General features: G+C 39.2%; 10 protein-coding genes. 7 read left to right on the top strand and 3 right to left on the bottom strand.

The features are described from left to right. Window positions 1–40: 40 nt before the first annotated feature. Window positions 41–2,263, top strand: a complete 2,223-nt coding sequence (locus NCWK1_RS02535; RefSeq protein ID WP_103123609.1) for a GumC family protein — start codon at window positions 41–43, stop codon at window positions 2,261–2,263. Between the two features lie 55 nt (window positions 2,264–2,318). Here NCWK1_RS02535 and NCWK1_RS02530 read toward each other — a convergent pair whose 3' ends face one another. The 3 genes from NCWK1_RS02530 to NCWK1_RS30560 all read right to left on the bottom strand — a co-directional run bounded on the left by NCWK1_RS02530 (window position 2,319) and on the right by NCWK1_RS30560 (window position 5,864). Then, a complete protein-coding gene (locus tag NCWK1_RS02530; RefSeq protein WP_103123608.1) occupies window positions 2,319–3,707 on the bottom strand; it encodes a choice-of-anchor Q domain-containing protein in 1,389 nt (462 codons plus the stop codon). 408 nt (window positions 3,708–4,115) lie between these two features. Next, window positions 4,116–5,501 (bottom strand): right-handed parallel beta-helix repeat-containing protein, encoded by a 1,386-nt coding sequence (locus tag NCWK1_RS02525; RefSeq protein WP_103123607.1) that lies wholly within the window; start codon window positions 5,499–5,501, stop codon window positions 4,116–4,118. 222 nt (window positions 5,502–5,723) lie between these two features. Next, window positions 5,724–5,864 (bottom strand): hypothetical protein, encoded by a 141-nt coding sequence (locus NCWK1_RS30560; RefSeq protein ID WP_146033941.1) that lies wholly within the window; start codon window positions 5,862–5,864, stop codon window positions 5,724–5,726. A gap of 45 nt (window positions 5,865–5,909) precedes the next feature. On the opposite strand from NCWK1_RS30560, the gene ppsA reads away from it, so the two are divergent. From ppsA to moeB, 6 genes are all read left to right on the top strand, one after another. Continuing rightward, complete coding sequence (gene ppsA / locus NCWK1_RS02520) at window positions 5,910–8,351, top strand: phosphoenolpyruvate synthase (RefSeq protein ID WP_103123606.1); 2,442 nt, start codon at window positions 5,910–5,912, stop codon at window positions 8,349–8,351. Window positions 8,352–8,438: 87 nt separating this feature from the next. Continuing rightward, window positions 8,439–8,969 carry a universal stress protein gene (locus tag NCWK1_RS02515; protein ID WP_103123605.1) on the top strand — a complete coding sequence of 177 codons (531 nt, stop codon included), beginning with the start codon at window positions 8,439–8,441 and terminating at the stop codon, window positions 8,967–8,969. A gap of 317 nt (window positions 8,970–9,286) precedes the next feature. Further along, window positions 9,287–10,000 carry a carbonic anhydrase gene (locus tag NCWK1_RS02510; protein WP_103123604.1) on the top strand — a complete coding sequence of 238 codons (714 nt, stop codon included), beginning with the start codon at window positions 9,287–9,289 and terminating at the stop codon, window positions 9,998–10,000. A gap of 396 nt (window positions 10,001–10,396) precedes the next feature. Then, window positions 10,397–11,131: a carbonic anhydrase gene (locus tag NCWK1_RS02505; RefSeq protein ID WP_103123603.1), complete on the top strand. Its 735-nt coding sequence runs from the start codon at window positions 10,397–10,399 to the stop codon at window positions 11,129–11,131. A 275-nt stretch (window positions 11,132–11,406) separates the two neighbouring features. Beyond that, on the top strand, window positions 11,407–11,883 hold the full coding sequence (locus tag NCWK1_RS02500; protein ID WP_103123602.1) for a M67 family metallopeptidase: 477 nt from the start codon (window positions 11,407–11,409) through the stop codon (window positions 11,881–11,883). Between the two features lie 62 nt (window positions 11,884–11,945). After that, window positions 11,946–13,118 (top strand): molybdopterin-synthase adenylyltransferase MoeB, encoded by a 1,173-nt coding sequence (moeB, locus tag NCWK1_RS02495; protein WP_103123601.1) that lies wholly within the window; start codon window positions 11,946–11,948, stop codon window positions 13,116–13,118.

Below are 13,118 nucleotides of genomic sequence, written 5' to 3'. Positions count from 1 at the left end.
TTTTTATCATCTTGTCCCAAAGCAGTATTTTTGAAGCTATATGTCAAAAAATTCTATGGAATCTAGGGAAACAATCGATTTAGATATTAATCGTTACTTACTAGTATTGAGAAGACGATGGATACTAATTCTTAGTATCTTGGCAGCTAGTGTTGGACTGAGCGTTGCTGCAACAACACTACTTAAGGCTTCCTATGAAGCAGAAGCAAAACTCTTATTCAGAATGCCTTCATTTAATGTGGTAGGCACTAATCTTTTGCCTAGTAACAACGAAGGTGAAGAAACAGGTGACTTGAGATCTCTAGTATCCACTCAGAATCCGATAAATACTCAGATAGAAGTAATTTCTTCCCCACCTTTATTACAGCGAACTATAGATAAATTGCAACTCAAAAACGACAAAGGTGAGCCACTAAAAGTAGAAGAACTACAAAAGAACCTGACACTAAAAATTGTTGGTGGTACTGATGTGCTACGCATTGCTTACAAAAGCACAAACCCCGAAGAAGCCGCAGCAGTAGTTAACACAATCATAGATGCTTATTTAGAAAACGATATTTTGACAAGTCGTTCTGAAGCCGAAGCCACACGTAAATTTATGGCCAAGCAGTTACCGAACACTCAAGCTGCTGTTCATAAAGCGGAAGTAGCATTAAGAATATTTAGACAAAAGAATAACATTGCAGATTTAACAGAAGAAACAAGATCAGGTGTTGGTATTATTGGGAATTTGGATAACGAAATTAATACTGTTAATTCTCAACTAGCTGAAGTAACCGCCCAAAGTAATGAACTGCGCCAAAAAATCAATCTTAACTCTCAACAAGCGATCGCCGTTAGTACTTTGAGTCAATCTCCAGCGGTACAAGGTGTGCTGACACAACTGCAAGAGGTAGAACGTCAGTTAGCTAACGAACGCAGCCGTTTCCTAGATGATAATCCCATAATTGTGAGTTTAGAAGCTAGAAAAGCAAACTTAACAGCCCTTCTCCAACAGCAAGTTGGACAGACGCTAGGTACACAAGCACAAGTACCACAAAGGCTATTACAGATTGGAGAACTGAGACAAACATTAATTCAAAATTTTTTACAGTTAGAAGTACAACGCTTTGGACTGACAAATCGACTTGCATCTTTGTATAATTCCCGTTCTGCCTACGGACGACGGATGAAAATTATCCCACAGTTAGCCCAAACTCAGCGCGAGTTAGAACGCAAAGTTGATGTTGCGGAATCCACTTATCAAACTGTTCTAAAAAAAGTTCAAGAACTACAAGTAGCGGAAAATAAAACTACACCCAATGCGCGGGTTGTCGCTCAAGCAACCGTTCCTGAAAAGCCAGAATCAGGCAAGAAACTTATTTTCATAGCCTTGGGTCTGACCTTTGGTGCATTCTTATCAACTAGTGCTGTTCTGTTTTTAGAAATGAGAGACAAATCTCTCAAAACACTTAAGGAAATAAGAGAAGTCTTTGGATACACATTACTGGGTGGTATTCCTTTATCTACTAATAAAATGCGCTCCCGTGAAAGCGATGGCGAACTAGCATCTCCCGAAATTGCTGTGAGAGATATGCCTCACTCTCTAACTAGCGAAATGTATCGGATGATTCAAGCAAATTTAAAATTCCTTAGTTCTGATAAAGTTCTGAAGACCGTAGTAGTTACTAGTGCTGTACCCAAAGAAGGTAAATCTACAGTTTCCGCAAATTTAGCAGCCGCGATCGCTCAATTAGGACGTAAAGTTTTACTTATTGATGCAGATATGCGAGTACCTTCTCAACATCATCTTTGGCAACTAACCAATGCCGCAGGATTAAGCGAAGTTCTTGTCGGTCAAGCGGAATTTCCTTCTGCTGTATATCAAGTAATGGATAATCTGGATGTTTTAACAGCTGGCGTTAGACCACCTAACCCACTCGCTCTACTAGATTCCAAACGGATGGCATCACTAATTGACAATTTTTCTGCTAAATATGACTTTATCATTATAGATGCGCCTCCCCTACTCCTAGCCGCAGATGCTCTAACTTTAAACCAAATGTCAGACGGGATTTTGTTAGTAGTTAGACCAGGTGTAATTGAATCTAGCAGCGCTTTGACTGCCCAAGAAATGTTACAAAGATCGAGCCATAACGTCTTAGGTTTAGTAGTTAATGGTATTTCTGAGCAAAGTGAATCCAACAGTTACCTCTATCAGGCTCACGAATATTTTAATCCTCACGAAGTAAATAAAAAAGTTGTGTTAAAAAAGCAAATTTAATGTCAAAACTCTGCATTTTCAATTTTTTCAACACAACCTTATATCCTTTCAATTTCTAGAACTGATACTCATAAGCCCCAATATCATCCTTATTGCCAGAAGGACGGGGATTACCTACAAAATCAGTAGTTAAACCCCAATCAACTGCATTGTTAATCGCTGGACTAGTTGGCTTAAGACGAAAATCACCACCTTCTGGGTTGACAAACTGCGGATCAGCCATAATGTCGTTAGGCCCAGTCAGACTCAACAATGTACTGTTGGCGTAGACATTATAGTTATAGGAAACGTTGACATTATCCCAGTCTTTATTCAGTCTCTTACCAGAGGGAGAAACAAGAATGTTATTCCAGACATAAATATTATTTGCCGACACAGCTACAATCTGTCCACCATTATGTTCTGGGCTTTGATTATTCATATAAGTAGTGTTGTTGATAATATGAACATTCTCACTACTATAAGCAACGATGCCCGCACCACCATTTTTGTATGAGATATTGTTGGCAATTAAGGTACGACCTTTATATGCACCCAATGTTGAGTTATTCTGGGTATTTTTGGCATCATCAATCAAAATGCCGCTACCGTCTGAGAGTTTGCCATTATAAATCCAAGGAACGTACTGTCTATTTTTGTAGACCTTGTTATTGGTCACGTATATCTTATATCCCTGTTTGGTGTCAGAATTCCAATTTTGATAGAACGTGATACCACTAGGAGCATTAACCGAATACCAAGCATTGTTGTAAACTTCATTACGGTCTAGTGTGATGTAGTCTGCTTGCATTACAGCAACTCCGGCACCACCACAATCATGGATTTTATTGTTCAAAATCCGAATATGATGCAGATGATTATTTTTCCGCCCATCAACAGTAATGCAATTTCCATTCGTGAGTGGATTGGAAGTGTTGGTTTTTTGACTCAAAGCATAATCAAGGGTGATATTAGGGTTATTCCCCTCAATTTCTAAGCCGTTAATCTCAATATAGGATGAGTTATTACTAATTAGTACTCCATTCCAGGCGTTGTGTTTAATCTTTGGTTTATGTCCAGGATAGGCTTTATAGTAAATCCAACCATTGGCTGTACCACTGCGTTGAACTGAAAGTACATATCCAGAATGGCTATTTGTGTACAAGCCATTCATGATGAGTACGGTGTCACCAGGGTTAGTGAGATTGGCAGCCTTTTGAATTGTTCTAAATGGAGATGCTGTCGAGAGTCCATTATTGGTGTCGCTACCACTACCGCTGACATAGTATGTTTTCGGACTCGTTGTTTGGCTAAGTAAATAACGCTTTGATGCTGTGGCTTCTTGAGGAGTTGATGAAGGACGAATTTGTTTGACTATTGCAGCTGTCAGACTTTGGACACCTACTAAAATCCATAGCAGTGTTGGCAGTGCTAAGAACGCACTGAAACTTAAACTCTTTTTCATTACAGGGAACACTTTTATCTTTGTTACTGTTACTGAAACACCTATCAGACAAGATAATAGACAAGCCGATTTAGTCTATTGATTGACAAAATTATGGACAATCCATACACTTGACAGATATTTGACTCAATAAATTCAAGGGACTCATATAGTATCCTGAGCGTTAAGCAAATTGTCAAATAAATAAGCTTAATTGAGTAAGTATCTACTAATTACAATAAAAATGTTTAATTAGGCATTAACTGTGTATATACCAATGAAATACATTAAAAATTTAATAACGCTTACACAGAACTAGCATTGCTTAAGTCAGGATATATAAAAACCCCTTTCCTGGTAAGAGAAGGGGTTTGATTAGCTAGTTGTATTAGCCGATGGGATATCTTTTATATCATTTCTTGAGCAAGACTAATACTCATACGCTCCGATATCATACTTTGTACCTGATGGACGAGCCTTACCGACAAAATCTGTTTTCAAATCGCTCCATGTATAACCAGTATTAATGGCTGGGCTAGTTGACTGAAGACGGAAGTCAGCAATTCCAGGATTGACAAACCGTGGATCAGCTAGAATATCATTAGCACCCTTAATAGGTATAACTGTACTGTTGGCATACACATTATAGTTGTAGGTAATGTTAGTGCTGTCCCAAACTTTACTCACTGTCATGCCTGGGTTAGCATAGAGAATATTATTCAACACTTTGACATTATTTGCCGATGTAGCAGAGATTTGTGAAGTATCAATCTCTAGACTTTGGTTATTCATGTAAGTGGTGTTGTTGATAATATCAATATTCTCACTTTTATACGCAACGATGCCACCACCACCATTTTTGTATGAGATATTGTTGGCAATTAAGATACGACCTTTATATGCGCCCAATGTTGAGTTATTCTGGGTATTTTTGGCATCGTCAATAATCACGCCACTACCATCTGTGATTTTGCCATTATAAATCCAAGGAATGTACTGTCTATTGTTGTAGACCTTGTTATTGGTCACATACATCTTATATCCCTGGTTGGTGTCAGAATTCCAATTTTGATATAGTGAAATACCACTGTTTGCGAAAACAGAGTACCAAGCATTGTTGTAAACTTCATTACGGTCTAGTGTGATGTAGTCTGCTTGCATTACAGCAATACCTCCACCACCACAATCATGGATTTTATTGTTCAAAATGCGAATATGATGCAGATGATTATTTTTGCGCCCATCAATAGTAATGCAGTTTCCGCTTGTTAGTGGATTGGAAGTGTTGGTTTTTTGACTCAAAGCATAATCAAGGGTGATATTAGGATTATTCCCCTCAATTTCTAGTCCGTTAATCTCAATATAGGATGAGCCGTTGCTAATTAGCACTCCATTCCAGGCGTTGTGTTTAATCTTTGGTTTATGTCCGGGATAGGCTTTATAGTAAATCCAACCATTGGCTGTACCACTGCGTTGAACTGAAAGTACATATCCAGAATGGCTATTTGTGTACAAGCCATTCATAATGAGTACGGTATCACCAGGGTTAGTGAGATTGGCAGCCTTTTGAATTGTTCTAAATGGAGATGCAGTAGATAATCCATTATTGGTGTCGCTACCACTACCGCTGACATAGTATGTTTTCGGACTCGTCGTTTGGCTAAGTAAATAACGCTTTGATGCTGTGGCTTCTTGAGGCGTTGATGAAGGACGAACTTGTTTGACTATTGCAGCTGTCAGACTTTGGACACCTACTAAAATCCATAGCAGTGTTGGCAGTGCTAAGAACGCACTGAAACTTAAACTCTTTTTCATTACAGGGAACACTTTGAATTTGGAAAGGGTTATTCAAAACTACTTTGAAGTTATCAGTGATGCCTCTGTAAAATTACAATTCAGTGCTGTTACAAAAAATAACTAATTTAAGTTAAAGTTTTGGTATCAATTAGAACTCTATAAGTAACAAGCATGTCCAGATTAGTTGCTGTATCCTCACAAGTTCCTCAAATTATCTTTCTATAAATAAGAGTGTGAGACCTAAGAGCCAATCAATTTACTAAAACGTCTGAGAGCAACACTTATAAAAATTAAGCTCAAAATATTGCGTTTTGAGTATCGGTTGAAGTCACACAATTTTTCTATCGAATGTGTTGCTATGAAAACTGCTAATGACCAAATAGTGCGAAGTTCTTAGATATCACTATCTGTTATGGAAACTTAAATATGCTAGACACATTTTTAAATTCAGCAGCATCTTTTTCAGAATCTCCAGAAGAAGCTTTTGTTTTACCTTTAAGTAATGTGGGAATTGCAGATATCCCTTTAGTTGGCGGTAAAAACGCTTCTTTGGGAGAAATGATTCAGCAATTGCGGCGTAAAGGAGTAAAGGTACCTACAGGCTTTGCTACTACTGCTTTTGCTTATCGATATTTTATTTCTGCGGCAGGATTAGAAGCACAACTGAGAGAGATATTTGCAGATTTAAATGTGGAGGATGTGCAGAATCTGCGGCAATGTGGCAAAAAAGCGAGAATGTTGATGTTGCAAACTCCGTTTCCGCCAGAATTACAAACAGCGATCGCTCAATCTTATCAAAATCTTTGCCAAGAATACGGTGCTGATACTGATGTAGCTGTGCGTTCTAGCGCCACCGCCGAAGATTTACCTGATGCTAGTTTTGCAGGTCAGCAAGAAACTTATTTAAATGTCCACGGACTGCAAGCCGTTTTAGAAGCCTGTCATAAGTGTTTTGCCTCTATTTTTACTGATCGTGCTATTTCATATCGACAAATTAAAGGCTTTGATCATTTTAATATTGCCTTATCAGTGGGCGTACAAAAAATGGTGCGTTCTGATTTGGCAGTGTCTGGTGTGATGTTTTCTATTGATACCGAAACAGGTTTTAAAGATGCTGCTTTGATTACCGCAGCTTATGGTTTAGGTGAAAACGTTGTCCAAGGTGCAGTCAACCCCGATGAATATTTGGTGTTTAAACCGACTCTCAAACAAGGTTATCGCCCGATTATTCAAAAGCGCCTGGGTACGAAAGAAATTAAAATGGTCTATGACCTAGAAGGCTTGAAATTAACAAAAAATATCTCTGTTCCACCAGCAGAACGAAATCAATTTGCCCTCAGCGATGAAGAAATTCTCCAACTAGCAAACTGGGCTTGCATTATTGAAGAACATTATTCCCAAGTGCGGGGAACTTACACCCCGATGGATATTGAATGGGCGAAAGATGGTTTGACTGATGAATTATTTATTGTGCAAGCGCGTCCAGAAACAGTCCAGTCACAAAAAACCAAAAATGTTCTCAAACAATATCAACTGAAAGACAAGGGTGAAATATTGCTAACAGGTCGCAGCGTCGGTGAGATGATTGGCCAAGGTAAAGCCAGAGTAATTCTTGATGTGCGCCAAATCAACCAATTTCAACCGGGAGAAGTGCTAGTTACTAACCGCACCGACCCTGATTGGGAACCAATTATGAAACGGGCGAGTGCAATTGTTACCAATTCTGGCGGAAGGACTTGTCATGCAGCGATTATCGCTAGAGAAATGGGAATTCCAGCACTTGTTGGGAGTGGTAATGCGACAACTGTCATCAAAACTGGTACAGAAATTACCGTGAGTTGTGCTGAAGGTGAAACGGGAAAAGTTTATCAAGGTTTATTATCTTACGAAGTACAAGAATTGCCTTTGGAGAAATTGCCCCGCACCCATACGCAAATTATGATGAATTTGGCTAATCCTGAAGAAGCCTTCGGTTTAACAGCGATTCCGAATGATGGTGTGGGATTAGCCAGGATGGAATTTATTATTAACAACCACATTAAAGCCCATCCTTTAGCCTTAATTCATTTTGATCAGTTAGAAGATGAATTGGCAAGATACAAAATTACTGAGTTAACTGCCCAGTATGAAGATAAATCTAAATTCTTTGTTGATAAACTAGCACAAGGTATTGGCACGATCGCAGCAGCTTTTTATCCTAAACCTGTAATCGTGCGGTTATCGGATTTCAAAAGTAATGAATATGCCAATCTCTTGGGTGGTAAGCAATTTGAACCCAAAGAAGAAAACCCGATGATTGGTTGGCGTGGTGCTTCTCGTTATTACGACCCCCGCTATAGTGAAGGTTTTGCCCTAGAGTGTCAGGCTATGAAGCGGGTTCGAGATGAGATGGGTTTAGCCAACGTGATTCTCATGATTCCTTTCTGTCGGACTCCCCAAGAAGGTAAACGTGTATTAGCCGAAATGGCGCAACATGGTTTGGTGCGAGGCGAAAACGGACTGCAAGTTTATGTGATGTGTGAATTGCCCAGTAATGTGCAACTAGCAGATAAATTTAGTGAAATTTTTGATGGTTTTTCTATTGGTTCAAATGATTTAACGCAATTGACCTTGGGATTAGACCGGGATTCTGAATTGGTCGCCCATTTATTTGACGAACGGGATGAAGCCGTGACTAGAACCATTGCCAATGCGATCGCCACTGTGAAGAAATATGGTCGCAAAATTGGGATTTGTGGTCAAGCACCAAGCGATTATCCAGAATTTGCCCGTTTCTTAGTCGAACAAGGAATTGATTCTATCAGTCTCAACCCTGATTCGGTACTCAAGACATTGTTAGAAATTGCCAAGGCTGAAGCAAAAGAATGAAGTCTGAAGGCTGAAGTTTTATGCTTTAGCCTTCTACTTCCTACTTTTTGCCATAACCAAAAGACCAATGATTAAGGATTTTAATTTATGTTTAAGAAAATTTTAGTAGCAGTTAATAATACAGAAATTGGTCATTATGTATTTGAACAAGCTCTATCATTAGCTATGTTAACTAATGCAGAATTGATGGTGTTGCAAGTTATTTCTCCTTTTAATAATAACTTTCTCAACACTTCCGAAGGTGAAATACATAGCGGTTATACCTCATCTCAAAGCCATAATTTAGAGTATTACTTAGGAGAATGGGAAAAATTAAAGCAACAAGGAGTTGAATTTTTAACATTACTGATAAATCAAGCGATCGCTAAAGGTATATCAGCAGAATTTACCCAAGAACTAGGCGATCCTAGTCGAATGATTTGTGAAGTCGCTCACACTTGGAACGCCGATGTCATAGTTATCGGTCGGCGTGGTTTGAGTGGCATTAGTGAATTGTTTCTTGGTAGTGTTAGTAATTATGTCCTGCATCATGCACCCTGTTCAGTGCTGACAGTTCAAGGTGCAATGAATGTAAATACAGAAACTTCTTTAACAGCATCACCAAGTTCCCCAACTTAGAAACTTATTGTGCTTAATTAACATCGTGAGGGCAGAGCATTTTTATTAACATCAAAGATTATAAACAGAAAGCAGATGATATTGGTTACTTGTGTCCTTATTGTATTATCAGTTAGTGCGATCGCTTCCATATTAAATAACTAGAAAACTGTGTTATATCAATTCTCTAAAATGAGGCAACACATTCAAACCCCGAAAACAATGCCATATCTGACTTTCTTAATTACGAATTACGAATTGGTATTAGCAGGTACTCTTCCTACCAGTTAAAGTTTGATATCTTCCTGATCACAACGAAAATGTTGTCAGGAAGATTAATGACGCGAATTAATGGATTTATTGGTCGCCGTAACTTTTTGAAATTTGCCGGAACAGGTAGTTTAGCGATCGCCGCTACGACGATTGGTGGTAGCCTGATAGGTGATAGTCAGAAAACTGCGATCGCTGATGTTAATCCAGCTAACCCTAATCCAGTTAACCCAAATCAAGCTTTAAAACTTTTGCTGGATGGGAACCAACGATTTATCCAATACAAACGCCAATATCCCCATCAATCATTAGCACGTTTACAATTAGTAGCCAAAGCACAGTACCCTTTTGCGGCTATTTTAGGTTGTGCTGATTCCAGAGTTCCGGCGGAAATTATTTTCGACCAAGGATTAGGAGATTTATTTGTGGTACGAGTTGCTGGTAATGTCGCCAGTGATATGGTTATTGGTAGCTTGGAATATACTATAGCCGTACTCGGCACACAACTGATTGTCGTGTTAGGTCATACAAAATGCGGTGCTGTTGCCGCAGCCATCAAAAACGAACCCATGCCTGGTATGATTGGTCGTGTAGCTGAGAGCATCAAACCTGCATTAAACAAACTGAATTCTACTGATGCGGTTATTGCCAATGTGCAGTATCAGGCGAAAAAATTGCAACAAAGTTCCACCATATTAGGTCAGAGGTTGCAATCAGGCAAACTCAAAATTCTTGGTGCTTGCTACGATATCGATACTGGCAAAGTTAATCTCATTCCTTAATTTATAGCTAGATGTAGCCAGCCGATCTATTTGGTGAAAATTCAGAGGCTTAGAACCTCGGCTTTTGGAAAAAGTCGGGGTTCTTGTAGTTGAGGAATATTTAGGAATATCATAAACCCTACTTATTGCTTCTATACAAAGAAAATCAACCATAGACTAACACCACAGTTAAGCATATTATTCTTGTATGCAAATTAAGTTCAAATGAAATACCTTACTCTGATATATTTCAGTCTATGGTAAAAATTTGAAATTCCTAAGCTAAATCAATCAATTTATCTTTACCTTGATAACGCGATATGCTAAGTGGCGATCGCAGTTTCAGGTACCAGGATTTTACTTGATTTTGAAAACAGCAATTTAGGATAAATTTCCTTTTGGAAGTGAGGTTGACTAATGAGTAGAATTAATGGATTTGTTGGGCGGCGTAATTTTATTAAATTAGCAGGTATAGGCAGTGTTGCTGTTGGTGCTAGTGCCACTGGTAGTATAATTTGGCAAGGAGAAAAAGCTATTGCCCAACAACCATCTAAGCCTGAACCAAAACCTCAAATAGTAGATCCTCAAGAAGCTTTAAAAACATTAATGGATGGTAACAAAAGATTTATAGAAGATAAACGCATGAATCCAAATCAATCAAAATTGCGTTTACAAGAAATTTCTGCGGGTCAATATCCGTTTGCAGCAATACTAGGTTGTGGAGATTCTAGAGTTCCAGCCGAAATTGTTTTTGATCAGGGATTTGGAGACTTATTTATTGTACGGGTAGCTGGTAATATTGTTAGCCCAGAAGGTATTGGTAGCTTAGAATTTGCCACGGCTGTATTAGGTGCGCCATTAATAGTAGTTTTAGGACATACAAAATGTGGCGCAGTCTCAGCTGCTGTTAAAGGTGATCCACTCCCAGGTAGAATTGGTGCTTTTGTGGAAGAAATAAAACCAGCCGTAGAAATGGTGAGAAATAAACCAGGCAATTTAGAAGATAATTCTGTAATATCTAATGTTCAATATCAGGTAAAAAGGTTAGAAGAAAGTTCAACAATCTTAAGAAGCCTGATCAAAGAAAAGAAACTAAGAATTGCTGGCGGTCGTTATGAGATAGCAACAGGAAAAGTCACATTGGTAGCTTGATTTGTTCCGCATCTGGTTAATAAAGAGTGTAAATTTTGATAGGCTCAGATTATAGTCAATTTGAGTTGCTGAGTGGGTATTTTTGCATAAAAAAGAGTAGAGACAAATAGGGTGGGCATTGCTCACCCTATTTGTTTAAATAACGTTAAACTAAGACTTATGCTCTGTTATGAGTTAGATATACTCAATTCATCTAATTACGATCGCCTGATTAGCAGTGTAGTAGAATTCAAGCAACTTTTTGTCTCGTTTATTGACCAGCAGAATCGGAACTTTTGAATACAGCAGTTATTAATATCCTTCCACAACACATCCAAATGATCCGCAGCCACGCCGAAAGCACCTACCCCGAAGAATGCTGCGGTATCATCCTTGGTTGTCTAGAAAATCAAACCAAAACCATCGTCGAAATTATCCCCACGGAAAACGCCTGGAGTGCTGAGTCAAGCAACTTCGCTCATAACGAAACAGAATACAGCGAAAGACGAAGATATGCGATCGCCCCCCAAGATATGTTACAAGTACAAAAATCTGCCAGGGATAAGTCGTTAAATATTATTGGCATTTATCATTCCCATCCTGACAATCCAGCAATTCCTTCCGAATGCGATCGCCAGTATGCTTGGACTGCATACTCGTATATAATAGTTTCCGTCCAAAATGGCAAAGCTAATGAACTCCTCAGTTGGAGTCTTGACGACCAGCATCAGTTTCAACCAGAGACCATTGATACTATAAATTTAGCTACTTAAGTTAAATAACGACATCATTTTTCGATACCATTAATAATTCGCTCGTCCACAGCAAAATTGCTATGTTAAATCCCAACCTGGAAGAAATCCAGCTGACTAAAGACGACTACGAACGTTACTCCCGCCACCTGATTTTGCCAGAAGTCGGGGTAGACGGACAAAAACGCTTAAAATCTGCCAGTGTACTGTGTATTGGTACAGGCGGTTTAGGTGCGCCACTGCTGTTATATTTAGCCGCAGCAGGTGTCGGACGCATTGGTATTGTGGATTTTGATGTTGTTGATACTTCTAACCTGCAACGTCAAGTTATTCACGGTACTTCTTGGGTAGGTAAACCCAAAATTGAATCAGCCAAAAACCGCATTCACGAAATTAACCCCCATTGTCAGGTTGATTTATACGAAACTCGCTTGAGTTCCGAAAACGCCCTAGATATAATTCGTCCTTACGATATTGTCGTGGATGGAACTGATAACTTCCCCACCAGATATCTTGTCAATGATGCTTGTGTGTTGCTAAACAAGCCAAACGTTTACGGTTCGATTTTCCGGTTTGAAGGACAAGCAACAGTATTTAACTACGAAGGTGGGCCGAACTACCGCGATTTATATCCAGAACCACCACCACCAGGAATGGTTCCCTCCTGTGCAGAAGGTGGCGTTTTGGGGATTTTACCCGGAATTATTGGTGTCATCCAAGCCACGGAAACTGTGAAAATTATTCTCGGCAATGGCAATACTTTAAGTGGAAGACTATTGCTGTACAACGCCTTAGACATGAAATTCCGGGAATTGAAACTGCGTCCTAACCCCATTCGCCCTGTGATTGAGAAGCTGATAGACTACGAACAATTCTGCGGTATCACTCAAGCTAAGGCGGAAGAAGCCAAACAACAGCAAGAAATTGCCGAAATGACTGTAACAGAATTAAAGGCGTTGCTAGATAGCGGTGCTAAAGATTTTGTCCTGTTGGATGTGCGGAACCCTCACGAGTACGACATTGCGAAAATTCCTGGTTCGGTATTAGTACCACTACCAGATATTGAAAATGGTAATGGTGTAGCTCAAGTAAAAGAAATCCTGAACGGACACCGTTTAATTGCTCATTGTAAGATGGGTGGTCGTTCTGCCAAAGCCCTCAGTATCCTTAAAGATGCAGGAATTACGGGGACAAATGTCAAAGGCGGTATCACCGCTTGGAGTCGAGAAGTTGATCCTTCGGTTCCAGAATATTAA

Source organism: Nostoc cycadae WK-1 (assembly GCF_002897135.1).
GTDB lineage: Bacteria > Cyanobacteriota > Cyanobacteriia > Cyanobacteriales > Nostocaceae > Nostoc_B.
The sequence above is the reverse complement of the archived record's forward strand: the minus strand, read 5'-3'. Positions and strand labels throughout refer to the sequence as shown.

What these genes read in the sequence shown, in the direction of transcription:
- NCWK1_RS02530 (WP_103123608.1), bottom strand. Translation starts at nt 3,707, where the DNA reads ATGAAAAAGAGTTTAAGTTTCAGTGCGTTCTTAGCACTGCCAACACTG.
- NCWK1_RS02515 (WP_103123605.1), top strand. Translation starts at nt 8,439, where the DNA reads ATGTTTAAGAAAATTTTAGTAGCAGTTAATAATACAGAAATTGGTCAT.
- NCWK1_RS02525 (WP_103123607.1), bottom strand. Translation starts at nt 5,501, where the DNA reads ATGAAAAAGAGTTTAAGTTTCAGTGCGTTCTTAGCACTGCCAACACTG.
- NCWK1_RS02505 (WP_103123603.1), top strand. Translation starts at nt 10,397, where the DNA reads ATGAGTAGAATTAATGGATTTGTTGGGCGGCGTAATTTTATTAAATTA.
- NCWK1_RS02510 (WP_103123604.1), top strand. Translation starts at nt 9,287, where the DNA reads ATGACGCGAATTAATGGATTTATTGGTCGCCGTAACTTTTTGAAATTT.
- ppsA (WP_103123606.1), top strand. Translation starts at nt 5,910, where the DNA reads ATGCTAGACACATTTTTAAATTCAGCAGCATCTTTTTCAGAATCTCCA.
- moeB (WP_103123601.1), top strand. Translation starts at nt 11,946, where the DNA reads ATGTTAAATCCCAACCTGGAAGAAATCCAGCTGACTAAAGACGACTAC.
- NCWK1_RS02535 (WP_103123609.1), top strand. Translation starts at nt 41, where the DNA reads ATGTCAAAAAATTCTATGGAATCTAGGGAAACAATCGATTTAGATATT.